Source organism: Achromobacter sp. ISS7 (genome assembly GCF_056523125.1).
Window position 1 is genome coordinate 582640 of sequence record NZ_JAWRZD010000001.1, and the last position, 25409, is coordinate 608048.

Consider the following 25409-nt stretch of genomic DNA (forward strand, 5'->3'; position numbering starts at 1 on the left):
GCCGGCGCCATGCTGGCCGACCCGCGCCTGGGCGAGTCCGGCCCCGAAGTGTTCAACCCGGCCCACTACGGCGACCGCGCCCGGCCGGTGGACGCCGGCGGCCGCCAGGCCGCCTGGTTCGTGCAGGGGCAGGGCTGGCAGGGCGTGCTGCGCCGCTACCGGCGCGGCGGCCTGATCGCCAAGCTCAGCCGCGACACCTACCTGTGGGCGGGCGCCGACCGCACCCGCAGCTTCCGTGAGTTCCGCCTGCTGGCCGCCATGCGCGCCCAGGGGCTGCCGGTGCCGGCGCCGCTGGCCGCGGCCTACTGGCGCCAGGGGCCGACCTACCGCGCCGCCATCGTGGTCGAGCGCATTCCCGGCGTGCGGCCGCTGGCCCTGGCGCTGGCCGAACCCCTGTGGCAACCGGTGGCCGAAGCCATCGTGCGCATGCACCGGGCCGGCGTCTGGCACGCCGACCTGAACGCCTTCAACATCCTGATCGGCTCGGACGGCCAGGTCTGGCTGATCGACTTCGACCGCGGCACCCAGGGCGGCCTGTCCGACCGCCAGCGCCAGGGCAACCTGGAACGCCTGCGCCGCTCGCTGGTCAAGGTGGCCGGCGAAGACGGCGAGCGTTTCTGGCTCAAGTTGCGCGACAGCTACTGGACCGCCTGGGGCGTCGGCGTCCAGCCCTGAGCCGGGGCGTTGGCCGCGGGCTGCAATGGGGGCCCAATTGCGGCAAATTGGGGTAAATCTCCCGGTAAAGTTGGGCAGGTCATCACTAAAAGGCTTTATGATTCCGCCTTTTGGTACTCCTGTAACTTACGGCATATGGCTGGGGGGCTGGTAATGAAACTACGGGCGGGAATGCGCTGGGCGCTGGGGACGATGCTGGTCGCGGCAGCCACGTCGGCGGCGATGGCGCAGAACAAGGTCGTCAACGTCTACAACTGGGCCGAATACACGGCCCCGGACACGATCTCCGGTTTCGAGAAGGAAACCGGCATCAAGGTCCGCTATGACGTCTACGACAGCAACGACACGCTGCAGGCCAAGCTGCTGGCCGGCAAATCGGGTTACGACGTCGTTGTCCCGTCCACGCATTACGCCTCGCGCCAGATCGAGGCCGGCCTGTTCCAGAAGCTGGACAAGTCCAAGATCCCCAACTGGAAGTACCTGGATCCCGACGTCATGGCGCTGGTCGCCTCGGTCGATCCCGGCAACGAATACGCCATTCCCTGGGGCTACGGCACCAACGGCCTGGGCTACAACGTTACCAAGGTCAAGCAGATCATGGGCGACAACGTCGACCTGGGCAACTGGGACATGATCTTCAAGCCCGAGAACGCCGCCAAGCTCAAGGAGTGCGGCATCTCGATGCTGGACGAGGCCGCGCAGGTGTTCCCGGCGGTGCTCAAGTACCTGGGCAAGGACCCCAACAGCGCCAATCCGGACGACTACAAGGCCGCGCTGGACGTGCTCAAGCAGATCCGTCCGTACATCCGCCAGTTCAGCTCGTCGGGCTACATCGACGAGCTGGCCGTGGGCGACCTGTGCATGGTCTACGGCTTCTCGGGCGACGTCATGATCGCCCGCAAGCGCGCCCAGGAGGCCAAGAAGGCCTATGAAGTGAACTACTTCATTCCCAAGGGCGGCGCCCCGGCCTGGTTCGACCTGATGGTCATCCCGAAGGACGCGCCGCATCCGGAAGAGGCCCTGGCGTTCATCAACTACATCGAGACGCCCAAGGTCCACGCCGCCATCACCAACACCATGTTCTACCCGAACGCCAACAAAGAGGCGCGGCAGTACGTGGTCAAGGACGTGGCCGACAACCCCATGATCTACCCGTCGCCCGAGGTCTCCAAGACCTTGTACGTCATCAAGGCGCAGCCCTTGAACATCCAACGCCTGCAGACGCGCATGTGGGCCGAGCTGAAATCGGGGCGCTGAGCATCATGACCGATAGCCGTTACTCGGCGCAGCTTGCGGCCGATCCGGACGAGTTCGTCCGGGTGACCGACGTGGTGAAGATCTTCGGCGACGTGGTCGCCGTCCGTTCCGTCAATCTCTCGGTCAAGCGCAACGAGATCTTCGCGCTGCTGGGCAGCTCGGGCAGCGGCAAGTCGACCCTGCTGCGCATGCTGGCCGGCTTCGAGGAAGCCACCTCGGGCCAGATCCTGCTCGATGGCGAGGACATCACCAACGTGCCGCCGTACCGGCGGCCGGTGAACATGATGTTCCAGTCGTACGCGCTGTTCCCGCACATGACGGTCGAGGCCAACGTGGCCTTCGGCCTGAAGCAGGAAGGCGTGGACCGCGCCGAGATCCACGACCGCGTGTTCGAGGCGCTGGACCTGGTGCAGATGGCCGGCTATTCGCGCCGCAAGCCCAACCAGCTGTCCGGCGGCCAGCAGCAGCGCGTGGCGCTGGCGCGCAGTCTGGTCAAGCGGCCCAAGCTGCTGCTGCTGGACGAGCCGATGTCGGCGCTGGACAAGCAGATCCGCCAGAAGACCCAGATCGAGCTGGTCAAGATCCTGGAGCAGGTCGGCGTGACCTGCATCATGGTCACCCACGACCAGGAAGAAGCCATGACCATGGCGCATCGCCTGGCGGTCATGACCGACGGCCAGATTGTCCAGTGCGGCACGCCGCAGGACGTCTACGCCTTCCCCAACTCGCGCTTCGTCGCCAGCTTCATCGGCTCGACCAACATGTTCACCGGCACCATCGTGGTCGATGAACCCGACCACGTCGCCATCGAAAGCCCCGAACTGAGCCGCCCGCTGTACGTCAGCCACGGCGTCAGCGAGCCGCTGGGCATGGACGTGCACGTCTCCATCCGCCCCGAGCGCATGGTGGTGTCGCGCGAACAGCCGGCGGGCGACTACAACTGGGCCCACGGTATGGTCAGCCACATGGCCTGGATGGGCAGCTACGCGCTCTACCAGATCCGGCTGGATTCCGGCGCCATGGTCGAGGCCAGCGTGCCCAGCCTGCAGCTGGCCCAGCTGGACGCCCCGGGCATCGACGAAGAGATCTTCGTCAGCTGGGACGCCGACAGCGCGACGGTGCTGGCGTCATGAGCCGCTTCTCGCCCCGCGACTGGCTGCCCTCGGGCCGGGCGCTGGCGGTAGTGCCGCCGTTCGCCTGGCTGGTGCTGTTCCTGCTGGTGCCGTTCCTGCTGGTGTTCAAGATCAGCTTCGCCGAGCTCAAGTTCGGCATTCCGCCGTACACCGCGCTGGCCGAATTCAAGGACGAGGCGGTGCAGTTCAGCCTGCACCTGCGCGGCTACATCCTGCTGTTCACCGACAGCCTGTATTTCGCCACCTACCTCAGTTCGGTCAAGATCGCCGCCATCACCACGCTGGCCTGTGTGCTGATCGGCTATCCGATGGCGTACTATATCGCGCGGTCGTCGCCGCGCGTGCGCAACCTGCTGCTGCTGGGCGTGATCCTGCCGTTCTGGACCTCGCTGCTGCTGCGCGTGTACGCCTGGGTCGGCATCCTGCGCAACGACGGCCTCTTGAACAATTTCCTGCAATGGCTCGGCATCATCTCCAGCCCGCTGGAGATCTACCGCACCGACCTGGCCGTGTACATCGGCATGGTCTATGCGTACCTGCCGTTCTTCATCCTGCCCCTGTACGCCACGCTGGTGAAGATGGACCTGCGCCTGCTGGAAGCCGCCTACGACCTGGGCGCCAAGCCCTGGCAGGCGTTCTGGCAGATCACCGTGCCGCTGTCGCGCCAGGGCGTCATCGCCGGCGCCATGCTGGTGTTCATCCCGGCGGTCGGCGAATACGTCATTCCCGAAATGCTGGGCGGCGCCAACACGCTGATGATGGGCCGGGTCATGTGGAACGAGTTCTTCAACAACACCGACTGGCCGATGGCCTCGGCGGTGACCTGCGTGATGGTGCTGCTGTTGCTGGTGCCGCTGGCGCTGTTCCAGTACAACCAGGTCAAGCAGCAGGAACTGGCCAGCGGAGGGCGCAAATGAACGGTCCCAACAAGACCTTGCGCGCCGTGGTGCTGGGGCTGGGCTACTTCTTCCTGTACGTGCCCATCATCAGCCTGATGGTGTTCTCGTTCAACGAATCGCCCGCCGTCACCTCCTGGACCGGTTTCTCGTTCCGCTGGTACCACTCGCTGTTCAACGACGACGCGCTGCTGCGCGCGGCCTGGCTGTCGTTCCGCATCGCCGCCATGACTGCCACCGCCGCCGTTATCATCGGCACCTGGGCCGGCTACGTGCTGGGGCGCATGGGCCGTTTCCGCGGCTTCGCGCTGTACGTCGGCATGCTGAGCGCGCCGCTGGTGATCCCCGAAGTGGTGTTGGGCATCTCGCTGCTGCTGATGTTCGTGGAGCTGCGCGGCCACCTGGGCTGGCCGGCCGAGAACGGCATCTTCACCATTTGGGTCGGCCACGTGACGCTGTGCATGGCCTTCGTGGCGGTGGTGATCCAGACCCGCATCCGCGACCTCGACCGCTCGCTGGAAGAAGCCGCGCTGGACCTGGGCGCCACGCCCATCACCGTGTTCTTCAAGATCACGCTGCCGCTGATCGCGCCGGCGCTGGCCTCGGCCTGGCTGCTATCCTTCACGCTGTCGCTGGACGACGTGGTGCTGGCGTCGTTCCTGTCCGGCCCCAGCTCCAGCACGCTGCCGATGGAAGTCTTTTCGCGCGTGCGGCTGGGGCTGAAACCCGAGATCAATGCGTTGGCGACGCTGTTCATCCTGGCGGTGGGCACCTGCGTCATCCTGGCCAACCGCATGCAATGGCGCAAGGAGTCCGAACCCAAATGAAGCAAACCACCCTGTATGGCCTGACCAAGTGCAGCACCTGCGTCAAGGCGCGCGAGTGGCTGACCGCGCACGGCGTCGACCACCAGTTCATCGACTACCGCGACCACCCGGTGGCGGCCGCCACTCTGAAGGACTGGGCCGGGCAACTGGGCGGCTGGGAAAAGCTGGTCAACCGCGCCTCCATGACCTGGCGCAACCTGCCGGACGATCGCAAGACGGCCAGCACCGATGCCCAATGGACCAAGCTGATCGCCGAGTTCCCGGCGCTGGTGCGCCGTCCCGTGGCGGTGACGCCGGACGGCGAGGTCGGCGTCGGCTTCAGCGAAAAGCGCTACGGCGAACGCTTCGCCTGACACCGTGGCTGCCCGGGCCGACAAGGCATCGCGCGACGCCGGCAAGGCGTTGCCCGATGCCTTTTTTGATCGCGACGCGCGCCAGCTGGCGCGCGAACTGCTGGGCAAGGTGGTGCGCCATCGCGTCGACGGCCTGTGGCTGTCGGCGCGCATCATCGAGACCGAGGCCTATTACCTGGAAGAGAAGGGCAGCCACGCTTCGCTCGGCTACACCCACAAGCGCCGCGCGCTGTTCATGGATGGCGGCGTGGTCTACATGTATTACGCGCGCGGCGGCGACTCGCTCAACTTCAGCGCGGGCGGTCCCGGCAACGCGGTGCTGATCAAGTCGGCCTACCCCTGGGTCGATGCCGTGTCCGGCCCCGAGGCGCTGGCCCGCATGCAGGCCCTGAACCCCGATGCCCAGGGGCAGCCGCGGCCGCCGGGGCGGCTGTGCGCCGGCCAGACGCTGCTGTGCCGCGCGTTGGGCCTGAAGGTGCCGGACTGGGACGCGCGCCGCTTCGATCCGGGCGCGCTGTACGTCGAGGACGTGGGCGAATCGCCGCAGGCGCTCATCAGCACCACCCGGCTGGGCATTCCCGCCGGGCGCGACGAACATCTGGAATACCGCTATGTCGATCCGGCCTATGCGGCCTGGTGCACCCGCAATCCGCTGCGCCGCGGGCAGCAGGCGGGGCGCGACTATCACTGGGTGGACCGGCAGGGGGCGCCGCTCAAGCGGGCGCCCTGAGCGCGCGCTTCAGGTCTTGGGGGCGCCGCCGTCGGCGCGGCCCGCGGCCCTGAGCGCCGCTTCGCGTGCGCGCCGGGCCATGGCGGCCCGCATCTCGGCGTACTTTCGCTGGATGCGCTTGCGGTTCAGGCGCTTGCTCCAGGCGTATAGCGGCACCAGCGGCAGCACGCCGAAGCCGTCAATCAGGAACAGCCCCGATTTGCCGTCGGCATTCAGGCCGCAGGCGATATTGCTGGGCGACAGGTCGTGCAGCACCACGTGGGCGTCGGCCAGGTCCTCGATGAACTCGTCCAGTCGCGCCGACAGCGCCTCGTCCATCTTGCCCTGGCGCGCCAGGTCGGCCACCGTGGGCGCGATGTTGCCGGCCTCGTCGGTGATCTTCTCGACCAGCAGGCCCAGGCCTAGCGTGGTCTGGGCCAGGCCCAGGATGCGCGCCATCGGCACCTGCCACACGCCCGAGGGGCGGGTGGTGGTGGTGACGTATTCGGTGATTTCGTTCAGGTAGACCCGGTAGGCGCTTTCGCGCTGGAATTGCTTGTACCAGCGCTTGAACGGACGGGTTTCGAGGTAGACGGCGCGCGCCTGCATGTCCATGACCTTGACGAGCAGGGCGGGCGCGTGGGGATGCTGGAAGATATGACGGTCCCCGCCCACCGCGACTGGCGTTTCGTCATTGAGATTCAATGGGCCGAAAACGGAGCCGTAGGCGACGGGGGGCGGACAGAATGTTGGGAGATCAGCTGTGTTCAACTGCTTTTAAGATTATATGTAAGTTGTTAACAGTTTAATGCCGTTGCTTGCTTTTCGCTTTTTGCGCGGCCAGGAAGTCGTTTCTGATGACTACCGGCATTGACTACCGGGGCCGGATCAGCGTCCTATAATTTCACGCGTCCGGCGTGGACGCGCGGTGTTGAAAGGGGCCGTTTTGTCGAATGATGTTCTGCTTTGGGTGGCCGCTGGCGGCGCGGTGCTGGCTTGCCTGATTGCCTTGCTGGCCTGGCTGTCGCGGCCGGCGCGCGACGACCGGCTCGAGGCGCTGCTGGAAGGCCTGGAACGCACCGAACGCGCCCTGCGCGCCGACATGGCGGAGAGCCAGCGCGGCCTACGCGCCGAGTTCGCCGAATCCACCCGCGGCCTGCGCCAGGAACTTGCCCAATCCCACGGCGACCTGCGCGCCGCCCTGACGCGGGACGCGCAGGCGGCGCGGGCCGAATCGGCCGAGTCGCTGGCGCGCTTCGCCGCCGGTTTCGGCGAGCAGCTGCAGGGGCTCATCCAGATCAACGAACGGCGCCTGATGGAGGTGCGGACCACGGTCGATCAGCGCCTTCAGGCGTTGCAGAATGACAACAGCGTGAAGCTGGACGACATGCGCCGCACCGTCGACGAGAAGCTCCACGCCACGCTCGAGCAGCGCCTGGGCGAATCGTTCAAGCAGGTGTCGGACCGCCTCGAGGCCGTGCACAAGGGGCTGGGCGAGATGCAGGCGCTGGCCGCCGGCGTGGGCGACCTCAAGCGCGTGCTGACCAACGTCAAGTCGCGCGGCACCTGGGGCGAGGTGCAACTGGCGCGGCTGATCGAGGACAACATGACCCCCGAGCAGTACGCCGCCAACATCAAGCCGGTGCCGGGCAGCGACGCGGTGGTCGAATTCGCCATCCGCCTGCCGGGGCGGGGCGACGGCGCCGCGCCGGTCTGGCTGCCGATCGACGCCAAGTTCCCCAAGGAAGAATACGAGCGCCTGATGGACGCGCAGGAGGCGGCCGACGCCGAGGGCGTGAAGGCCGCCGGTGCCGCGCTGGGCAAGGCGGTCGAGGTGCAGGCGCGATTGATCGCCAGCAAGTACGTGGCGCCGCCGCACACCACCGACTTCGCCATCATGTTCCTGCCCACCGAAAGCCTGTATGCCGAAGTGCTGCGGCGCCCCGGCTTGCTGGACCGCCTGCACGACCTGCGCATCAATGTGGCCGGGCCCAGCAACCTGGCGGCGCTGCTCAACAGCCTGCAGATGGGCTTTCGCACGCTGGCGATCGAGCAGCGTTCGTCCGAGGTCTGGCAGGTGCTGCGCGCGGTCAAGACCGAGTTCGGCAAGTTCGGCGACGCGCTGGCCGGGGTCAAGAAAACCCTGGACACCGCCAGCAGCAAGATCGGCCAGACCGAGGTGCGCACGCGCGCCATGCTGCGCAACCTGAAGAGCGTCGAGGCCCTGCCCGAGGCCGAGGCGCTGCGCCTGCTGGGCGGCGAAGGCGCCACGGCCGACGAGGGCGCGGACGACGCCGCCGCCACGGACGAGGCGCCGGCCGCGCCGGCCGCGCCGGGTTCCGGCGCCTGATTCGCGCGGCCGCCGCCGGGCTCGGCTTGTGACCCGGGCGCTCTGTCGATATCCTCATACTTGCGGCATTCCGCCGTCGATATCTGGAGCATCGTAAGCATGGGCACGGCTGACCGAGTTGATTCCTCTTCCTTCGACGCGATGGCGCTGGGCGCCGATATCGCCCAGGGAGCCACGACGGCGCTTGCCGCGATGCAGCAGGCGCTCGAGCGGGTGGCGGCGCGCAATCCGTCGATCAACGCGGCCTGCGGCGTGCAGGCCGAACTGGGCCTGGACCTGGCGCGCGCGCTGGACGGCGAGCTGGCGGCGCTGAGCGCCGAGCAGCGCCTGGCCCTGCTGCATGAACGTCCGTTCCTGGGCGTGCCGACCTTGCTCAAGGACCTCGGCACCGCGGCGCTGGGCCTGCCCAGCGCCATGGGTTCGGTGCTGTACGGCAAGGTCGACTGGAGCGTCGACGCCGAGATCGTCAAGCGCTACCGCCGCGCCGGCCTGATCCCGTTCGGCCGCAGCACCAGCGCCGAACTGGGCCTGAGCCCCACCAGCGAATCGCCCGTCTACGGCGTGCCCACCCAGAACCCCTGGAAGGCCGGCCACAGCGCCGGCGGTTCCAGCGGCGGCGCCGGCGCGGCGCTGGCCAGCGGCATGGTGCGCATCGCCCACGGCAGCGACGGCGGCGGCTCGATCCGCATTCCCGCGTCGTGCTGCGGCGTGCTGGGCCTGAAGCCATCGCGCGGCATGATGCCGCTGGGGCCGCTCAAGGGCGAGGGTTGGGGCGGGCTGGCCACCGAACACATGATGACGCTGTCGGTGCGCGACTGCGCGGCGGCGCTGGACATCAGCGCCGGCGCCGACGTCGGCGCGCCCTATGCCGCGCCGGCCAGGCCGGGCGAGTCGTACCGCGACATCGTGGCGCGGGTGTCGGCCGATCCGGGATCGGCGCCGCGCCGCCGCATCGCCTATATCAATACCACCTACGAAGGCCAGGCCATCCATCCCGAAGTCGCGGCCGCGGTCGACGAGGCCGCGCGCCTGTTCGCCGGGCTGGGCCACGAACTGGTCGTGGCCGCGCCGCCGGTGGGTTCCGAGGAGGTGCTGTCGCCGATGCTGCCGCTGATCGCCAGCGCCGCCGCCAACGCCATCGACAGCTACGTCGGCGCCCGCAACCGCCGGCTGGCCGCCGACGAGTTGCAGCCCACCACGCTCGGCGCGCGCGAATACGCCCGCGCCATTTCCGGCGCCCAGTACGTGGCCTGCGTCGACAGCTGCCACGAGATCACGCGCCGCATCGGCCGCTTCCTGCATCGCGAAGGCACGCAGGGCCACGACCTGTTCCTGTCGCCGGTGCTGGCGCAGTTGCCGGCGCCGATCGGCCGCTACGCGATGGACAACGCCGACTACCTGGCCTACCGCCTGGGCAAGAAGGGCGTGATCGGCTATTCGCCGTTCGCGCCGCTGGCCAACCTGACGGGCATGCCGGCCATTTCGATTCCGTTCGGCCTGTCGGCCGACGGCCTGCCGATCGGCATCCAGGTCATGGGCCCGCTGGGCAGCGAGGCCTGGCTGCTGGAACTGGCCGCCCAGGTCGAGGCCCTGCGGCCCTGGCAGCGGGTGGCGCCCATCGCCAGATAGGCGCGCGGGCGGGGCGCGCCGGCAGCCGCGGCGCGCCCACGAATGCATAGCGAATAGGAGCAGCCAGCATGCCGTCGTTCGTGACCCATACCGTCCTCAACCAGGTCCCGCCCCTGGAAGACTATTCGTTGTTCGACACCGACCCGGCGCTGCGCGAGGCCGCCGCGCGCGAGGGCGCCGGCGCCTGGACCGGCGACCTGGCCGCGCATGGCGCCTGGCTCGGCCGGGCGCAGACGCTGGCCGCCGGCGCCGACGCCAACCGCTTTCCACCCCGGCTGCAGGCCTACGACCGCGGCGGCCATCGCATCGATCACGTGGATTTCCATCCGGCCTGGCAGGTGCTGATGAGCGGCATCGTGGCGCGCGGCCTGCACAGCCGCGCCTGGGCGCAGCCGGTGCCGGGCGCGCAGGTGGCGCGGGCCGCGGCCTACCTGATGCAGGGCCAGGTCGAGGCCGGCACGCTGTGCCCGACCACCATGACCTTCGCCGCCGTGCCGCTGCTGCAGCGCGAACCGGCGGGCGTGGTGGACTACGGCGGCGACTGGCTGCCGGCGCTGTATTCGCGTGAATTCGATGGCGCCGACGCGCCGCTGGCGGGCAAGCGCGGCGCCCTGATCGGCATGGGCCTGACCGAAAAGCAGGGCGGCTCCGACCTGCGCGCGGTCACCACCCGCGCCGCGCCGCTGGGGGCGGCCGGCCGCGGCTGCGCCTATCAGCTGGTGGGCCACAAATGGTTCTTCTCGGTGCCGCAGGCCGACGCCCACCTGGTGCTGGCGCAGGCCGACGAAGGACTCAGCTGCTTTTTCGTGCCGCGCTGGATTCCGGATGGCCCGCGCAACGCGGTGCGCATCCGCCGCCTGAAGGACAAGCTGGGCAACCACAGCAACGCCAGCGCCGAAGTCGAGTTCGAGGACGCCTGGGGCGTGATGGTCGGCGAGCCCGGCCGCGGCCTGGCGGTGCTGCTGGAGATGGCCGCCACCACCCGGCTCGACTGCGTGCTGGGCAGCGCCGCGCTGCTGCGCCAGGCGCTGGTGCAGTCGCTGCACCACGCTGGCCACCGCCACGCCTTCGGCAAGCCGCTGCTGGCGCAGCCGCTGATGCGCAACGTGCTGGGCGACCTGGCGCTGGAAGCCGAGGCCGCGCAGGCGCTGGCGCTGCGGCTGGCGCGCGCGGTGGATGAACGCGCCGACGCCGGCGCCCGCGCGCTGGCGCGGGTCGGCACGCCGGCGGCCAAGCTGTGGGTCTGCAAGCGCGCCATCGCGGCGGTGGCCGAGTGCATGGAGGCGTGGGGCGGCAACGGCTATGTCGAAGAGGGGCCGATGCCGCGCCTGTATCGCGAAACGCCGGTCAATTCCATCTGGGAGGGCTCGGGCAACGTCATGGCGCTGGACGTGCTGCGGGCCTTGCAGCGCGAGCCCGAGGCGCTGCCGGCGCTGGAAGCCGAATTCGCGCCCGCCCTCGGCCAGCACCGTGAGTTCGACGCCGCGCTGGCGCAGTGGCGGGCGCTGCTGGCGGATCCGGCCCAGGCCGAGTTCCAGGCCCGCCGCATCGCCTGCGGGCTGGCGCGGCTGTGGCAGGCGGCGCTGCTGATCCGGCATGCGCCCGAGCCGGTGGCGCGGGGTTTCGTCGGCAGCCGGCTTGGCGCGGCGGGCGGGGTGTTCGGCGAGCTGGCGGCCGGCACCGACGTGGCCGCGATCCTGGCGCGGGCCTGGCCGGCGGCGGCCGCGTGCTAAATTTCCCCGCTTCACTCACCTTTTTTCCGCATTCCCGCCATGCTCTCCCAGCAAGAACTCAAGCAGCAAGCCGCAGACGCCGCCCTGGAATTGGTTGAACAGGTCGCCGGCCCCGATGTCATCATCGGCGTGGGCACCGGCTCGACCGCCGATCTCTTCATCGACGGCCTGGCGCGTTTCAAGGGCCGTATCGGCGGCACCGTCGCCAGTTCCGAGCGCAGCGCCGCCCGCCTGGCCGGCCATGGCCTGAAAGTGCTGGACCTGAACGACGTGACCTCGATGCCGATCTACGTGGACGGCGCCGACGAGATCGACGCCAACTTGCACATGATCAAGGGCGGCGGCGGCGCGCAGACGCGCGAGAAGATCGTGGCCTCGGTGGCCGACCGCTTCGTCTGCATCGTCGACGAGTCCAAGCTGGTCGAGGTCATGGGCAAGTTCCCGCTGCCGATCGAGGTCATCCCGATGGCGCGCGAATCGGTGGCCCGCGCCATGGTCGCGCTGGGCGGCCAGCCGCGCCTGCGCGAAGGCTTCGTCACCGATAACGGCAACATCATCCTGGACGTCGCCGGCCTGTCGATCACCGACGCGCCGGGCCTGGAAGCCCGCGTCAACAACCTGGCGGGCGTGGTCACCTGCGGCCTGTTCGCCATCGCCGGCGCCGACGTGGCGCTGCTGGCCACCCAGAACGGCATCCGCCGCCTGGATCGCCGCGCCTGAGCGCGGATCGCGGGCCCCGGCCGCCCTTGCGGGCGGTCAGGGCGCGATTCATAATCCTGTCACACTTGGGTCATAACCTTGCGGGTTGTGCAGGCCCATACTTGAAACGCTTTCATATCGGGGCAATGCAATGAGATCAACCACGCAGGGAGCCCGGATGACGGAGCATACAAACAAGCAGTTCGACGCTGATCTGGAAAGCGTCCGTTCGCAGTTCTTGCAAATGGGCGGCGTGGTCGAAGCCATGATCCAGGAGGCCATCGACGCGCTGGCCAGCGGCGATCTGACGCTGGTTGAGAAGGTGCGCGAGCGCGAAAAGGAAGTCAATCGCCACGAAGTGGAGATCGACGAAAGCATCAGCCGCATCCTGGCCCGCCACCAGCCCACCGCGATCGACCTGCGCATGCTGATGGCCGTGTCCAAGATGCTGACGGACATGGAGCGTTCGGGTGACGAGGCCGAGAAGGTCGCCACCGTGGCCCGCCGCGTGCACGAATCCGAAATCCGCCACATCCCGGTGATCGAACTGCGCCACATGGCCTCGAACGTGCGCACCATGCTGCACCAGGCCCTGGACGCCTTCGCCCGCCTCGACCCCATCCTGGCCGCCGCCGTGGTGCGCAGCGACAAGGAAGTGGACAAGGAATGGAAGGGCGCGCTGCGCCACCTGATCACCTACATGATCGAAGACCCGCGCACCATTTCGCGCGCCATCGACATGATCTTCATCGCCCGCGCGCTCGAGCGCATCGGCGACCATGCCAAGAACATGTCCGAACGCGTGATCTACATGGTCAAGGGCGCCGACGTGCGTCACACCGGCGTCAAGAACACCGAGCGCCTGGCGCGCGGCGAAGAGGACACGCCCGAGCAGGACGACTGATCACGCTCCGCCTTGCGGGCGGTCCGCGCTGAACGCGAAAACCCCAGGCGCCTCGCGGCGGCCTGGGGTTTTTTCTTGTCCGGCGCGCGCCGCGGCCGGGATGGGCCTTACAAAGGCAGGTCGGCGCCCTGGCACAGGCGCGGGTCCGGCACGCCGGACTTGCCCGGATTGATGCGCCCGGCCAGGCGGCGGCCGAACCGCGGCAGGCCCTGCGCGCTGACCTCCAGGTCGTACCAGCCTTCGCAGCCGGCGTATTTCAGCTCCAGCGCGCCGCCGGCCTGCACGTGCGCCATGGCGCGCCAGCCGTCGCCCATGCGCGATTCGATGTGCACCGGCTGGTGCGCGTCGCCATGGTTGATGAGACGCAGGCGCAGTCCCGAGCTCACCGGCACCAGCTGCGCTTCCAGCAGGCCGGCGTCGCGCCGGTCGCCGCGGAAGTGGCGGTGGAAGCCATCCGGGCCCAGCAGCCACAGGTCGTAGGCGCCGTCGGCATCCAGGCGCCAGCCGTCGTCCAGCCGCGCGCCCGCGCCCACCGTGTAGCGGCGCGGCGCATGCGCCAGCGCCCGGCGGTCGTAGACGTGCAGGACGGCGCCGGCCGGGCCGGCGTTGCGGAAAGTCAGGCGGTAGTGTTCGCCGTCGGCGGTCATGCGGCCCACCGTCTCCAGCGCGTAGGGCAGGGCGCAGGCGTGGCGCACGCTGTCGGCGTGCTGCAGGGCGCGGTCGCCGGCGAAATCGAAGGCCGAGGTCAGGTCGCCGGCCACGGCGCGGCGCCAGGCGCTGATGTTGGGCTCGGCCACGCCGAAGCGGGCTTCGAGGAAGCGGATCACCGAGGTGTGGTCGAACACCTGCGAATTGACCCAGCCACCGTGGCTCCAGGGCGACACCACCAGCATCGGCACGCGCGGGCCCATGCCGAAGCCGCGGCCGTGCAGGGCGGGCGGATCGTCCGGGGTGGCGGCGCTGGGGCCGTGGCGGGTGTCGTGGTACTCGCCGTCCAGCTCGATGGTGGACAGGCCGCCCGAGCCGCCGTCGGGGGCGCGCGCTGGCGGGGCCGGGGGCGGCATGTGGTCGAAGAAGCAGTCGTTCTCGTCGTAGGTGACCAGGAACACACAGCCGCTCCAGACCTCGGGGTTGCGGGTCAGGATATCGAGCACGCGCTCGGTGTAGGCGCCGCCCTGGCGCGGCGACGACACCTCGGGATGCTCGGAATCGGCGGCCGGGGCGATGATCCACGACACCTGCGGCAGCGTACCGCGCTCGACGTCGCGCGCCAGGTCATCCAGGGTATGGGTCGACAAGCCCCGGTCGCGCAGCGGCGCTTCGGCGGCCGTGGCGGCGTGCTGGCGGCGGTATTGCCGGAAGCCCGCCAGCGGGTTGTCGTGGAAGTTGTCCGCCATGTCCTGGTAGATGCGCCAGTCGATGCCGGCGGCCTGCAGCCGTTCCGGGTAGGTGGTCCAGCCATAGCCCTGGTCGGCCGGGCCGAGACGGTCGAAGGTGTTGACCAGGGCCGGGCCGCCGGCGCGTCCCAGCGGATCGTTGGTGCCGGTCCACAGGAACAGGCGGTTCGGATTGGTGCCGGCCTGGATCGAGCAGTGGTAGGCGTCGCACAGCGTGAAGGCATTGGCCAGCGCCGTCTGGAACGGCACCTCGGCGGGGCGGTAGGCGCCCAGGCCCAGGCGGCTCTTGGCCGCCAGCCACTGGTCCATGCGGCCATCGTTCCAGGCGCGCTGGGCATCGTCCCAGGTATGCGGGGTGATGTAGCCGACCGGCGTGTCGCTGGCGTACTCGGCCTGCAGCGCATAGGGACGCAGCCGCCGGTCGCCGTCGGCCTGGGTCAGCACGTCGCCGGCCGGCGTCGGCGCCGGATGCGGGTCGGCAAAGCCGCGCACGCCCGGCAGGGCGCCGAAATAGTGGTCGAAGGAACGGTTCTCCTGCATCAGGATGACGACGTGCCGCACATCGTTGATCGTGCCGGTCTTGCGGTCGGGGGCGACCGCCAGCGCGCGCCGGATGGCCCGGGGCAGGTCGGAGGAAGCGGCGGAACTCGGTTCTTCTTTCATGACGGCAATTAGTACGGCCAGCAACAACGGAATCTTAAGGCAGGCGCCGGGGCGGCTGGGGCTCCGGCCAGAAGCGCGAAGCCCCTCGTGGAAGAGGGGCTTCGAAGGCGTGCCGCGCGCGGCGGCGCGGCGGGGATCAGGCCGAGGGCGGAACGTAGCCCTGGGCTTCGACGCTGCCGTCCTCGAACAGGAAGCGTTCCATCTGCTGCTGCAGGTACTTGCGGGCGCGGGCGTCGGCCAGGTTCAGGCGGTTTTCGTTGACCAGGCGGGTCTGCACCTGCTTCCACTCTTCCCAAGCTTCCTTGGAAATGCTTTGCCAGATGCGGGTGCCGAGTTCGCCGGGGTAGGGCGGAAAATCGAGCCCTTCGGCTTCACGCTTCAATTTCACACAGTTGATGGTACGGGCCATGGTTCGCTGCCGGAAAGAATGGGTAATGCGCCATTTTAGCGGGCTTGGCGCCGGAAGGCGGCCAAGCCCCTGCGGGCACTGCGGGTAGGCCCCGGGGCGAGCCCGGGGCGGGGCCGCGTCACAGCTTCTTGATGAACACCAGGCTGTTGCGCGAGCGGTTGTAGTTGTTCTGCTTTTCGCGCGGCAGGTCGGCGATGCCGCCCTGCACGAAGCCGCGCTTCATGAACCAGTGCGAGGTGCGCGTGGTCAGCACGAACAGGCGCTTGGCGCCGGAGGCGCGGGCGCGCGATTCCATGTGGCGCAGCAGGATCTCGCCTTCGCCGGAGCCCTGCCATTCGGGGTGCACGATCAGGCAGGCCATCTCGGCCATGTGATCCTCGGGGAAGTTGTGCAGCGTGGCGCAGCCGTAGATCACGCCGTCGTGCTCGAGCACGGTGAAGTTCTCGACGTCGCGCTCGATCACGCTGCGCGGGCGCGGCACCAGCGTGCCGTCGGCTTCCAGCGGCTCGATCAGGCTGAGGATGGCGCCGACGTCGTCCAGCGTGGCCGGGCGCAGGTCGTCCAGCGTGTCTTCCACCACCATGGTGCCGACGCCATCGTGGGTGAAGATCTCCAGCAGCACGCTGCCGTCCAGCGAGAACGGCACCAGGTGGGCGCGGGCCACGCCGCGCTTGACCGCCAGCGACGCGTATTGCAGGTAGGCGCCGGTTTCCTCGTCCAGCGAGCCGGCCGCCAGCAGCGCGTCGGCGTCGACCCGGGCCAGCTCGGTGTCGACCGAGCCGTCTTCGTTCAGCACGCCCTGTTCGCTGGACAGGAAGATCAGCTTCTCGGCGCGCAGGGTCACCGCGACGCTGGTAGCCAGGTCTTCCATGGCCAGGTTGAAGGCGTCGCCGGTGGGCGAGAAGCCCAGCGGCGACAGCAGCACGACGGACGAACCCTTTTCGATGGCGAACTTGAGCGCGTCGACGTCGATCTTGCGCACCTGGCCGGTGTGCTTGTAGTCCACCCCGTCCAGCACGCCGGTGGGGCGGGCGGTGACGAAATTGCCCGAAATGACGCGGATGTGCGCGTGCGACATCGGCGTGTTGGGCAGGCCCTGGCTGAAGGCGGCCTCGATGTCCAGGCGGATCTCGCCGGCGGCTTCCTTGGCGCACTCCAGCGCGGCGGCGTCGGTGGGCGCCAGGCCGCGGTCGAATTGCTGGGTGAAGCCCTTCAGGCGCAGCTGTTCATTGACCTGGGGGCGCGAGCCGTGCACCAGCACCAGGCGGATGCCCAGCGACGACAGCAGCGACAAGTCCTGCACCAGCGCGTTCAGCGCCCCGGCCTGCACCAGCTCGCCGCCGAACGCCACCACGAATGTCTTGCCTCGGAACGCGTGCACATAGGGCGCCACGTCTCGGAACCATCGGACGAACTGGGCTGGGGCGAATTCGGGGGCTTCAAGGGCGGAGACGGTGTCTGGTTCCAGGTCGGGCATGATGGGTGGGGAAGTTCCTGAGAGTGGCAACAACGCGGCCCGGGGCCGCGTCAACGCGCCGTCACGGGACGGCGTGGCGAAATTATATGACCGCGGGGCGTTTATATAATAGGCACCTAACCGGACAAATCGTACATGCCAGAATCTTCCCGCCCGCGGCCGCCCGTGCCGGCCGACGGGCCGACCCGGGCCCCCGGCAAGCCGCGCGCCGACGCCGCGGCTCCGGCGGCCCGCCAGGCGCCCCGCCCCGAGCGGCCCATTCCCGTCGTGACCTACCCCGAGGACCTGCCCGTCAGCGCGCGGCGCCAGGAAATCGCGCGCGCCATCGCCGGCCATCAGGTGGTCATCGTCAGCGGCGAGACCGGCTCGGGCAAGACCACCCAGCTGCCCAAGATCTGCCTGGAACTGGGCCGCGGCCGCCAGAAGATGATCGGCCACACCCAGCCGCGGCGGCTGGCCGCCACCTCGGTGGCCAAGCGCATCGCCGAGGAACTGAACACGCCGATGGGCGAGGTGGTGGGCTACCAGGTGCGTTTCAACGACCGCACCGGCCCGAACGCGTCGATCAAGCTGATGACCGACGGCATCCTGCTGGCCGAGTCGCAGCGCGACCCGCTGCTGCGCCGCTACGACACCATCATCATCGACGAGGCGCACGAGCGCAGCCTGAACATCGACTTCCTGCTGGGCTACCTCAAGCAGCTGCTGCCGCGCCGCCCCGACCTGAAAGTCATCATCACCTCGGCCACCATCGACGCCGAGCGCTTCGCCCGCCATTTCGCCGCGTCCGAGGACAAGCCGGCGCCGGTGATCGAGGTCTCGGGCCGGCTGTACCCGGTCGAGGTGCGCTACCGCCCGGTGCGCGAGGAAACCGAGGAAGAGGCCGCGCCCGCCAAGCCGGGCCGCGACCGCGAGCGCATGTCGGGCGACGAGGAGCGCGACCTGATCGACGCCATCGTCGACGCGGTCGACGAATGCGCCCGCCACGGCCCCGGCGACGTGCTGGTGTTCCTGCCGGGCGAGCGCGAGATCCGCGAATCGGCCGAGGCGCTGCGCAAGCGCCACCCGGCCGGCACCGAGGTGCTGCCGTTGTACGCGCGCCTGTCGCAGGCCGAGCAGGAACAGATCTTCCATCCGCGCGGCAACGCGCGCCGCATCGTGCTGGCCACCAACGTGGCGGAAACCTCGCTGACGGTGCCCGGCATCCGCTTCGTGGTCGACAGCGGCCTGGCGCGCGTCAAGCGCTATTCCTGGCGCAACAAGGTCGAGCAGCTGCGCATCGAGCCGATCAGCCGCGCCTCGGCCAATCAGCGCGCCGGCCGTTGCGGCCGGGTCGGCCCGGGCCTTTGCATCCGGCTCTTCGACGAAGCCGATTTCAACGCCCGCGCCGCCTTCACCGACCCCGAGGTGCTGCGCTCGTCGCTGGCCTCCGTGATCCTGCGGATGAAGTCGCTCAAGCTCGACGACATCGAGCAGTTCCCCTTCGTCGAGGCGCCGCCCGGGCGCGCGGTGGCCGACGGCTACCACCTGCTGCAGGAGCTGGGCGCGATCGAGCTGGCCGCCGCCGACGAGGGCGACGACGCCAGCCGCACCGGCGCCTCGTTCGTCCTGACCCAGACCGGCCACGAACTGGCCAAGTTGCCGGTGGACCCGCGCATCGGCCGCATGATCCTGGCCGCGCGCGAACACCAGTGCCTGGCGGAAATGCTGATCATCGCCTCGGCGCTGTCGGTGCAGGACGCGCGCGACCGGCCCATGCAGGAACGCGAGGCGGCCGAGGCCGCGCACGCCAAGTTCGCCGACGACAAGTCCGAATTCATCTCTTTCCTCAAGCTGTGGCGCTGGTACGGCGAGCAGGTGCAGCACAAGGCCTCGCAGCGCAAGCTGGTGGGCCTGTTGCGGCAGAACTTCCTGTCGCCCATCCGGCTGCGCGAATGGCACGACGTCCACACCCAGCTGGCGGCGCTGGTGGGCGAGCAGGGGTGGCGCGTCAACCAGCTCGAGGCCACCTACGAGCAGCTGCACATGGCGCTGCTGTCGGGCCTGTTGGGCAACATCGGCTTCAAGAGCGACGAGGGCGGCCACTACCAGGGCGCCCGCGAGATCCGCTTCCACATCCATCCGGGCTCGCGCCTGGTGAAGAAGGCCGGACGCTGGATCGTCGCGGCCGAGCTGGTCGAGACCACCCGCCTGTACGCGCGCTGCGTGGCGCGCATCGACCCGGTCTGGCTGGAAAAGGTCGGCGCCCACCTGATCCGCAAGAACTGGTCGGACCCGCGCTGGGAAAAGAAGGCCGGCCAGGTGGTGGCCAACGAACGCGCCACGCTCTACGGCCTGACCATCTACACCGGCCGCCGCATCCAGTACGGCCGGGTCCATCCGCGCGAGGCGCGCGAGCTCTTCATCCGCCAGGCGCTGGTGCCGGGCGAGATCGACACGCGCCTGGCCTTCGTGGCCCACAACCGCAAGCTGATCGCCGGCATCGAGAAACTGGAGCACCAGACCCGCCGCCCCGACATCCTGGTCGATGACGAGCTGATCTACGCCTTCTACGATCGCCAGCTGCCGGCCGACATCTCGCAGACCGCGACCCTGGAAAAGTGGGTCAACGGGCTCGACAAGGCCGCCGCCGCCAAGCTGCTGCTGACGCGCGACGAGCTGATGCGGCACGAAGCCGCCGGCGTCACCACCGACGTCTTCCCCAAGAAGGTCGAGTGGCAGGGCGTGTCGATGGCGCTGGACTACCACTTCGAGCCCGGCTCGCCGCGCGACGGTGTGACGCTGGCGGTGCCGCTGTTCGCCCTGAACCAGATCGATCCGGCGCGCTGCGAATGGCTGGTGCCCGGCATGCTCAAGGAAAAGGCGCACCTGCTGCTCAAGTCGCTGCCGCAGAAGCTGCGCCGCCACTGCGTGCCGCTGCCCGACTACGCGGCCGGCTTCTACGACCGCTGGTTCGAGCGCCTGGGCGACCCGCAGACCGGCCTGGTGGACGCCCTGATCGCCGACATGTGGGACCAGGTGCAAGTGCGCCCGGCGGCCGCCGACTTCAAGCTCGAGACGCTGCCGGCGCACCTGTTCATGAACTTCCGCGTGGTCGACGAGCACGGCCGCATGCTGGCCGCCGGCCGCAACCTGGCGCAGCTGCGGGCCGAGTTCGGCAAGCAGGCCCAGGCCACTTTCCAGCAACTGGCCGCCAGCGACACCCAGGTGGCGCAGGCGCTGGCCCACGAGAACCTGACCGCCTGGACCTTCGGGCCGCTGCCGGAAATCATGGAGATCAAGCGCCGCGACCAGTCGGTCATCGGCTACCCGGCGCTGGTGGACCGCGGCGCGCATTGCGACCTGGACGTGTTCGACGACCCGGACGAGGCCCGCAAGGCGCACCGCGCCGGCCTGCTCAAGCTGTTCCGGCTGGGCCTGCGCGAGCAGGTCAAGTTCCTGGAAAAGAACCTGGCCGACCTGACCAAGATCAGCATGCTCTACATGACGCTGGGCACGCAGGAGGAATTGCGCGACCAGATCATCGACTGCGCCCTGGGCCAGGCCTGCCTGGCCGAGCCCTGGCCGGTCAACGAGCAGCAGTTCGAGGCCCGCCGGGCCGAGGGCAAGGGCCGGCTGGGCCTGCTGGCGCAGGAAGTGGCGCGCCTGGCGGGCACGGTGCTGACCGAATATGCGGCCCTGCAGCGCAAGCTGCCGCAGGCCAAGCCGCACGCCGCGGCCTACGCCGACCTGCAGCAGCAGCTGGGGGCGCTGATGCCCAAGTGGTTCATCCGCGATACCCCGTACGCCCAGCTGTCGCATTTTCCCCGCTATCTGAAGGCGGCGGTGGCGCGCATCGACAAGCTGCGCGCCGATCCGGGCCGCGACGCCAAGCTGGTGGCCGAGATGGCGCCGCTCGTGACCCAGTACCAGCGCGCCCGCTCGGCCCTGAAGGGGGCGCCCGACCCCCGCCTGGACGAGTTCCGCTGGCTGCTGGAGGAGCTGCGGGTCGCCCTGTTCGCGCAGGAATTGCGCACGCCGATGCCGGTATCGGTCAAGCGGCTGATGAAAAGCTGGGAGTCCCTGCAACGCTGATTTGCAGGTTTTCGCGGGGCCGGCCTGAGCCCCGCGATCCCCGGGACGGGGCGGCGCGAGCCGTCCCGTATTACACCCGGATTTCAGTCGTTTTCTGTTCAGAGACACGTCATCTGGTTATGCTTCAATGCGCGGGCCTTCTCCCGCCGCTCCCTGGAGCATTGCCGACATGTTCGAGCTTTTCAGCACCCGCACGCGCCCGTCCTCGTCGTCGCGCTCCTCGCCCAACCGCTGGGACTGGGCGCTGCTGCCCCTGGTGCTGGTGGTGCTGGCCGCCATGGCCTACGGCGCCTCGCAGATGAGCCGCCCCTTCGCCGTCGGCGAAGAACTGCCGATCTCGCTCGACCCGGTCTACCTGCCGTACTACCTGCTGCGCACCATCCTGCGGATGTTCACGGCGCTGGCCTTTTCGCTGTTGTTCAGCTTCATCTTCGCCGCCATCGCGGCCAAGTTCCGCACCGCCGAAAAAGCCATGATCCCGATGCTGGACATCCTCCAGTCGGTGCCCATCCTGGGTTTCCAGGCCATCGCCATCGCGCCCTTCATCGCGCTGTTTCCCGGCAACCTGCTGGGGGTCGAGTGCGCGGCGATCTTCGCCATCTTCACCTCGCAGGCCTGGAACATGGCGTTCAGCCTGTACCAGTCGATGCGCACCGTGCCGGCCGAACTGAACGAGGCCGCGCGCGTGTTCCGGCTGTCCGGCTGGCAGCGTTTCTGGCGCCTGGAGCTGCCGTACGCCACCCCGGGCCTGCTGTGGAACATGATGATGTCCATGTCCGGCGGCTGGTTCTTCCTGGTGGCGGCCGAGGCCATCTCGGTGGCGGGCCAGGACATCAAGCTGCCCGGCATCGGCTCGTACATCGCCGTGGCCATCGACGCCGAGGACGGCCGCGCCATCGCCTGGGCCATCGGCGCCATGATGGCCGGCATCCTGCTCTACGACCAACTGTTCTTCCGGCCGCTGCTGGCCTGGGCCGACAAGTTCCGCTTCGAGGAATCGCAGGCCGACGTGGCGCAGCAGTCGTGGCTGCTGGACTGGACCCGCCGCAGCCGCTGGATGCAGGCCCTATCCAACAGGTTCTGGGCGCAGATGCGGCGCGCGCTGGGCTGGTTCAGCGTGTCGTACGACGGCACCTCGATCCGCGCCCGCGCCAAGGCGCCGGACCCGCGCTGGACCCGGGTCTGGGATTCGCTGCTGGCCGCCGGCGCGCTGCTGGCCACCTACAAGCTGGTGGTCTTCGTGCATGCGGAGGTGGGCTGGAGCGAAGTGCTGCACGTGATCGGCCTGGGCGGCATCACGCTGTTGCGGGTGATGGTGCTGATCGGGCTGGCGTCGCTGATCTGGGTGCCGATCGCGGTCTGGATCGGCCTGCGGCCCAAGTATTCGCAGCGGGTGCAGGCGGTGGCGCAGTTCCTGGCGGCGTTCCCCGTCAACCTGCTATTCCCGGCCGTGGTGTTCGTGATGGTGGCGTTGAAACTCAGCCCGAACATCTGGCTCAGCCCGCTGATCATCTTCGGCACCCAGTGGTACATCCTGTTCAACGTGGTGGCGGGCGCCTCGACCATTCCGAACGAACTGCGCCTGGCCGCCAGCAACCTGGGCCTGAAAGGCTGGCTGCTGTGGCGCCGGGTCTACCTGCCGGCGGTGTTCCCCAGTTTCATCACCGGCGCCATCACGGCCAGCGGCGGCTCCTGGAACGCCAGCATCGTGGCCGAGTACGTGTCCTGGGGCAATACCTCGCTGGTGGCCGACGGCCTGGGCAGCTACATCAAGCAGATGACCGAGCAGGGCGATTTCCACCGCATCGCGCTCGGCATCGGCGTCATGAGCATTTTCGTCATGCTGTTGAACCGGTTTTTCTGGCGCAAACTGTATTTGCTGGCCGAAGACCGCGGCCGGTAGGAGTCTTCATGAATTCCAATTTCCTGATCGAACTGCACGATGTCGGCAAGTCGTTCCGCGCCGCCGACGGCACTGCCCGCAACGTGCTGGAACACGTGGACTTCATCCTGCACGAAGGCGAGATCGTGGCCCTGCTGGGCAAGTCCGGTTCGGGCAAGTCGACCCTGCTGCGCATCATGGCGGGGCTGGTCAACGCCGACCAGGGCACCGTCACCTACCGCGGCCAGCCGGTGTACGGCCCGGCTGCCGGCATCGCCATGGTGTTCCAGTCGTTCGCGCTGTTCCCGTGGCTGACCGCGCAGCAGAACGTCGAACTGGGGCTGGAAGCCCAGGGCGTGGCGCCGGCCGAACGCGCCAAGCGCGCCGACGCGGTGCTCGACCTGATGGGCCTGGGCGGTTTCGGCGGCGCGCTGCCGCGCGAACTGTCCGGCGGCATGCGCCAGCGCGTCGGCATCGCCCGCGCGCTGGTCATGAACCCGGACGTGCTGCTGATGGACGAAGCCTTCTCGGCGCTGGACGTGCTGACCGGCGAGACGCTGCGCGACGACATGCTGGAACTGTGGGACGAGAGCCGCATCTCGACCAAGGGCATTCTGATCGTTTCGCACAATATCGAGGAAGCGGTCATGATGGCCGACCGCATCATCGTGTTCTCCAGCGATCCGGGCCGCATCCGCAGCCAGGTGCAGATTGGCCTGCCGCGGCCGCGCGATGCCGATTCGCCGCAGGTGCGGGCGCTGATCGACGAGGTCTACGCGCTGATGACGCAACGCCCGGCGCACGATGTGCCGACGCCGCGCCAGCAGGGCCTGGGCTACCGCTTTCCGCAGACCGAGGTCGAGCGCATGGAAGGCGTGCTGGACGTGCTGGCCGAGGCGCCGTTCAATGGCCGCGCCGACCTGCCCAAGCTGGCCGAGGAAGCCGAGATCTCGGACGACGACCTGCTGCCGGCCTGCGAAGCGCTGGGCTTGTTCGGGCTGGCCCAGATCGACAAGGGCGACATCTTCCTGACGCCGCTGGGCCAGCGCTACGTGCATGCCGACCAGGGCCAGAAGCAGGCCATCTTCGGCCGCCAGCTGCTGGCGCACGTGCCACTGGCCGCGCACATCCGCCACAGCCTGGAGCAGGAACCCGCCGGCGAGTTGCCGGAAAAGAACTTCCTGGATTCGCTGGAGGAGTTCCTCAAGCCCGACGAAGCCGAGCGCGTGCTGAAGATCGCGGTGGAATGGGGCCGCTATGGCGAGATCTACGGCTATGACTACCACACCGGCCTGTTGACCTTGCCGGAACGCGACGCGGGGTAGGGTGGGGAACGGCGGGCCGGACGGCCCGCCGCGATGGCGCGATCAGTGCGCCGTCATTGGGGGATCACAAGGCGATGAAGCCCGCGATCACCAGGACGATCAGGCCGTACTTGGTGGCCTTGTAGACATTGCGGTTCCAGGCCTTGAAGGCCTTGCGCTTCTGGTCGATGACCCAGTGTGCGTGGGTCAGCTTGTTGATGGCGCCGGTCTGGTCGCCGCCGTCGTTGGGCGAGCTGGCGGCCGACATCACCACCCGGCCGAACCAGCGGTTGAAGGCCTCGGCCCAGCCCCACTTGAGGGGCCGCTCGACGTCGCAGAACAGGATGATGCGGTTCTGGTCGGTGTGGTTGTAGGCCTCGTGCACGTAGGTCTCGTCGAACACCACGCTTTCGCCGTCGCGCCAGCTGTAGGTTTCGCCGTCGACGATGATGTGGCAGCCGTTGTCGTTGGGCGTGGCCAGGCCCAGGTGGTAGCGCAGCGAGCCGGCGAACGGATCGCGGTGCGGGTTCAGCTTGCCGCCCGGGGGCAGCTCGGCGAACATGGCCGCCTTGACCTTGGGCAGCGTCTTCAGGATGGCCACCGTCCTGGGGCACAGTTCCTCGGCCGACGGGTGGCGGGCGTCATACCACTTCAGGTAGAAGCGCTTCCAGCCGTACTTGAAGAACGAATTGAAGCCGATGTCGTTATGGCTGTCGGCCGCCTTGATGCGGCGCATCTCGGCCATCTGCAGGGCCTCGTCGCGGATCGTCTCCCAGTTGTCGTCCAGCACCTTGAGTTCGGCGATCTCGCTGGTGGTCAGGTAGGGGGTCGACGGCACGCGCGAGGCCAGCACCATGAAGGCGTTGACCGGCGCGAGCAGCACCGAGTGGTCCAGCAATTGCCGGCCCAGCGGCAGCTTGACGCGGCCGCGGAAGTGCGCGAACAGGATGGCGGCGAGCCAGATCCCGGGAATCAGCCATTTCATACGTAAATCTCGTCCTGCGGCAGGTGAGTCAGGTCCAACCGCCTATTGTTACA

The 25409-nt window shown here is 68.7% G+C and carries 20 protein-coding genes; 15 read left to right on the forward strand and 5 right to left on the reverse strand.

Annotation, left to right across the window (positions count from 1 at the left end; all coding sequences use genetic code 11):
• Positions 1-9: 9 nt before the first annotated feature.
• The 7 genes from AC1HFW_RS02665 to AC1HFW_RS02695 all read left to right on the forward strand — a co-directional run bounded on the left by AC1HFW_RS02665 (position 10) and on the right by AC1HFW_RS02695 (position 5871).
• On the forward strand, positions 10-675 hold the full coding sequence (locus AC1HFW_RS02665) for a 3-deoxy-D-manno-octulosonic acid kinase (protein WP_479286450.1): 666 nt from the start codon (positions 10-12) through the stop codon (positions 673-675).
• Positions 676-828: 153 nt separating this feature from the next.
• Positions 829-1932: a polyamine ABC transporter substrate-binding protein gene (locus tag AC1HFW_RS02670; RefSeq protein ID WP_035360136.1), complete on the forward strand. Its 1104-nt coding sequence runs from the start codon at positions 829-831 to the stop codon at positions 1930-1932.
• A gap of 5 nt (positions 1933-1937) precedes the next feature.
• On the forward strand, positions 1938-3065 hold the full coding sequence (locus AC1HFW_RS02675) for an ABC transporter ATP-binding protein (protein WP_006393876.1): 1128 nt from the start codon (positions 1938-1940) through the stop codon (positions 3063-3065).
• Complete coding sequence (locus AC1HFW_RS02680) at positions 3062-3982, forward strand: ABC transporter permease subunit (RefSeq protein WP_061071979.1); 921 nt, start codon at positions 3062-3064, stop codon at positions 3980-3982. The genes AC1HFW_RS02675 and AC1HFW_RS02680 overlap by 4 nt, the downstream gene beginning before the upstream one ends.
• Positions 3979-4788 carry an ABC transporter permease subunit gene (locus tag AC1HFW_RS02685; protein ID WP_006384055.1) on the forward strand — a complete coding sequence of 270 codons (810 nt, stop codon included), beginning with the start codon at positions 3979-3981 and terminating at the stop codon, positions 4786-4788. Before AC1HFW_RS02680 ends, AC1HFW_RS02685 begins: the two co-directional genes overlap by 4 nt.
• A complete protein-coding gene (locus AC1HFW_RS02690) occupies positions 4785-5141 on the forward strand; it encodes a Spx/MgsR family RNA polymerase-binding regulatory protein (protein ID WP_006393878.1) in 357 nt (118 codons plus the stop codon). Before AC1HFW_RS02685 ends, AC1HFW_RS02690 begins: the two co-directional genes overlap by 4 nt.
• A gap of 4 nt (positions 5142-5145) precedes the next feature.
• Entirely contained in the window at positions 5146-5871 is a 726-nt protein-coding gene (locus AC1HFW_RS02695; RefSeq protein WP_050813140.1) for a DNA-3-methyladenine glycosylase, read from the forward strand.
• A gap of 9 nt (positions 5872-5880) precedes the next feature.
• Here the strand turns inward: AC1HFW_RS02695 and AC1HFW_RS02700 are convergent, their stop codons facing one another.
• Positions 5881-6621 carry a PhoP regulatory network YrbL family protein gene (locus tag AC1HFW_RS02700; RefSeq protein WP_035360137.1) on the reverse strand — a complete coding sequence of 247 codons (741 nt, stop codon included), beginning with the start codon at positions 6619-6621 and terminating at the stop codon, positions 5881-5883.
• Between the two features lie 175 nt (positions 6622-6796).
• Here AC1HFW_RS02700 and AC1HFW_RS02705 point away from each other — a divergent pair, with 175 nt between their 5' ends.
• From AC1HFW_RS02705 to phoU, 5 genes are all read left to right on the forward strand, one after another.
• On the forward strand, positions 6797-8200 hold the full coding sequence (locus AC1HFW_RS02705; RefSeq protein ID WP_479281676.1) for a DNA recombination protein RmuC: 1404 nt from the start codon (positions 6797-6799) through the stop codon (positions 8198-8200).
• Between the two features lie 99 nt (positions 8201-8299).
• Positions 8300-9829 carry an amidase gene (locus AC1HFW_RS02710; RefSeq protein ID WP_479281677.1) on the forward strand — a complete coding sequence of 510 codons (1530 nt, stop codon included), beginning with the start codon at positions 8300-8302 and terminating at the stop codon, positions 9827-9829.
• A gap of 68 nt (positions 9830-9897) precedes the next feature.
• The gene (locus tag AC1HFW_RS02715) at positions 9898-11562 is read left to right on the forward strand and encodes an isovaleryl-CoA dehydrogenase (RefSeq protein WP_479281679.1); all 1665 of its coding nucleotides are present in this window, start codon (positions 9898-9900) and stop codon (positions 11560-11562) included.
• Positions 11563-11601: 39 nt separating this feature from the next.
• A complete protein-coding gene (gene rpiA / locus AC1HFW_RS02720; protein WP_061071973.1) occupies positions 11602-12282 on the forward strand; it encodes a ribose-5-phosphate isomerase RpiA in 681 nt (226 codons plus the stop codon).
• A 157-nt stretch (positions 12283-12439) separates the two neighbouring features.
• Positions 12440-13165 carry a phosphate signaling complex protein PhoU gene (gene phoU, locus AC1HFW_RS02725; RefSeq protein WP_006393885.1) on the forward strand — a complete coding sequence of 242 codons (726 nt, stop codon included), beginning with the start codon at positions 12440-12442 and terminating at the stop codon, positions 13163-13165.
• A 107-nt stretch (positions 13166-13272) separates the two neighbouring features.
• On the opposite strand, the gene AC1HFW_RS02730 is transcribed toward phoU, so the two are convergent.
• The 3 genes from AC1HFW_RS02730 to argA all read right to left on the reverse strand — a co-directional run bounded on the left by AC1HFW_RS02730 (position 13273) and on the right by argA (position 17111).
• Positions 13273-15225, reverse strand: coding sequence for a phosphocholine-specific phospholipase C (locus tag AC1HFW_RS02730; RefSeq protein ID WP_479281681.1), 1953 nt, complete (start codon positions 15223-15225; stop codon positions 13273-13275).
• A gap of 136 nt (positions 15226-15361) precedes the next feature.
• On the reverse strand, positions 15362-15634 hold the full coding sequence (locus AC1HFW_RS02735; RefSeq protein WP_006393887.1) for an oxidative damage protection protein: 273 nt from the start codon (positions 15632-15634) through the stop codon (positions 15362-15364).
• Positions 15635-15752: 118 nt separating this feature from the next.
• Positions 15753-17111 (reverse strand): amino-acid N-acetyltransferase, encoded by a 1359-nt coding sequence (gene argA, locus AC1HFW_RS02740; RefSeq protein WP_035360139.1) that lies wholly within the window; start codon positions 17109-17111, stop codon positions 15753-15755.
• 135 nt (positions 17112-17246) lie between these two features.
• On the opposite strand from argA, the gene hrpA reads away from it, so the two are divergent.
• From hrpA to AC1HFW_RS02755, 3 genes are all read left to right on the forward strand, one after another.
• On the forward strand, positions 17247-21185 hold the full coding sequence (gene hrpA, locus AC1HFW_RS02745) for an ATP-dependent RNA helicase HrpA (RefSeq protein WP_479281683.1): 3939 nt from the start codon (positions 17247-17249) through the stop codon (positions 21183-21185).
• Between the two features lie 169 nt (positions 21186-21354).
• A complete protein-coding gene (locus AC1HFW_RS02750; protein WP_479281684.1) occupies positions 21355-23088 on the forward strand; it encodes an ABC transporter permease in 1734 nt (577 codons plus the stop codon).
• Positions 23089-23096: 8 nt separating this feature from the next.
• Positions 23097-24392 (forward strand): ABC transporter ATP-binding protein, encoded by a 1296-nt coding sequence (locus AC1HFW_RS02755; protein WP_006393891.1) that lies wholly within the window; start codon positions 23097-23099, stop codon positions 24390-24392.
• A gap of 64 nt (positions 24393-24456) precedes the next feature.
• Here AC1HFW_RS02755 and lpxO read toward each other — a convergent pair whose 3' ends face one another.
• Positions 24457-25356, reverse strand: a complete 900-nt coding sequence (gene lpxO, locus AC1HFW_RS02760) for a lipid A hydroxylase LpxO (RefSeq protein ID WP_479281687.1) — start codon at positions 25354-25356, stop codon at positions 24457-24459.
• Positions 25357-25409: the final 53 nt, after the last annotated feature.

Bases quoted from the DNA above. Each gene is read 5' to 3' on its own strand.
- AC1HFW_RS02665 (WP_479286450.1), top strand. From the start codon at position 10: ATGCTGGCCGACCCGCGCCTGGGCGAGTCCGGCCCCGAAGTGTTCAAC.
- AC1HFW_RS02670 (WP_035360136.1), top strand. From the start codon at position 829: ATGAAACTACGGGCGGGAATGCGCTGGGCGCTGGGGACGATGCTGGTC.
- AC1HFW_RS02675 (WP_006393876.1), top strand. From the start codon at position 1,938: ATGACCGATAGCCGTTACTCGGCGCAGCTTGCGGCCGATCCGGACGAG.
- AC1HFW_RS02680 (WP_061071979.1), top strand. From the start codon at position 3,062: ATGAGCCGCTTCTCGCCCCGCGACTGGCTGCCCTCGGGCCGGGCGCTG.
- AC1HFW_RS02685 (WP_006384055.1), top strand. From the start codon at position 3,979: ATGAACGGTCCCAACAAGACCTTGCGCGCCGTGGTGCTGGGGCTGGGC.
- AC1HFW_RS02690 (WP_006393878.1), top strand. From the start codon at position 4,785: ATGAAGCAAACCACCCTGTATGGCCTGACCAAGTGCAGCACCTGCGTC.
- AC1HFW_RS02710 (WP_479281677.1), top strand. From the start codon at position 8,300: ATGGGCACGGCTGACCGAGTTGATTCCTCTTCCTTCGACGCGATGGCG.
- AC1HFW_RS02715 (WP_479281679.1), top strand. From the start codon at position 9,898: ATGCCGTCGTTCGTGACCCATACCGTCCTCAACCAGGTCCCGCCCCTG.
- rpiA (WP_061071973.1), top strand. From the start codon at position 11,602: ATGCTCTCCCAGCAAGAACTCAAGCAGCAAGCCGCAGACGCCGCCCTG.
- phoU (WP_006393885.1), top strand. From the start codon at position 12,440: ATGACGGAGCATACAAACAAGCAGTTCGACGCTGATCTGGAAAGCGTC.
- AC1HFW_RS02730 (WP_479281681.1), bottom strand. From the start codon at position 15,225: ATGAAAGAAGAACCGAGTTCCGCCGCTTCCTCCGACCTGCCCCGGGCC.
- AC1HFW_RS02735 (WP_006393887.1), bottom strand. From the start codon at position 15,634: ATGGCCCGTACCATCAACTGTGTGAAATTGAAGCGTGAAGCCGAAGGG.
- argA (WP_035360139.1), bottom strand. From the start codon at position 17,111: ATGCCCGACCTGGAACCAGACACCGTCTCCGCCCTTGAAGCCCCCGAA.
- hrpA (WP_479281683.1), top strand. From the start codon at position 17,247: ATGCCAGAATCTTCCCGCCCGCGGCCGCCCGTGCCGGCCGACGGGCCG.
- AC1HFW_RS02750 (WP_479281684.1), top strand. From the start codon at position 21,355: ATGTTCGAGCTTTTCAGCACCCGCACGCGCCCGTCCTCGTCGTCGCGC.
- AC1HFW_RS02755 (WP_006393891.1), top strand. From the start codon at position 23,097: ATGAATTCCAATTTCCTGATCGAACTGCACGATGTCGGCAAGTCGTTC.
- lpxO (WP_479281687.1), bottom strand. From the start codon at position 25,356: ATGAAATGGCTGATTCCCGGGATCTGGCTCGCCGCCATCCTGTTCGCG.